We start from the raw sequence: 267 nt of genomic DNA on the forward strand, positions 1-267 counted from the left end.
GTTGCCGATCTCCTTGTCCGCCTCCAGGCTCTCGCGCAGCAACTCTTCGGTGCGCCCCGTAAGGAGGTTGTCAGCGTGCAGAAGGGTGACGAAACGGCGATACTCGTCCATCTCACCGAGCCGAGCGATATCAAAACGCTCGTAGTCCCTCGCGCCCTCGCGATAGGAATAGAGGCGGATCTCGACGTAGTTCGTGACCAGCACCCAACGCACCGTTCTGCCGGTGAGCAATGCGTAGTCCCAAGCCTGCTCAACAGGTGTGATGTT

Annotated in this window: 1 protein-coding gene; it reads right to left on the reverse strand. The window is 59.6% G+C overall.

The annotated features are described in order from the left end of the window. The coding region (locus tag CH341_RS34950) for a hypothetical protein (protein ID WP_170149919.1) at nucleotides 1-267 on the reverse strand (267 nt) is incomplete at both ends.

Origin of the sequence: Rhodoplanes roseus (assembly GCF_003258865.1) — a bacterium.
GTDB classification, from domain to species: domain Bacteria; phylum Pseudomonadota; class Alphaproteobacteria; order Rhizobiales; family Xanthobacteraceae; genus Rhodoplanes; species Rhodoplanes roseus.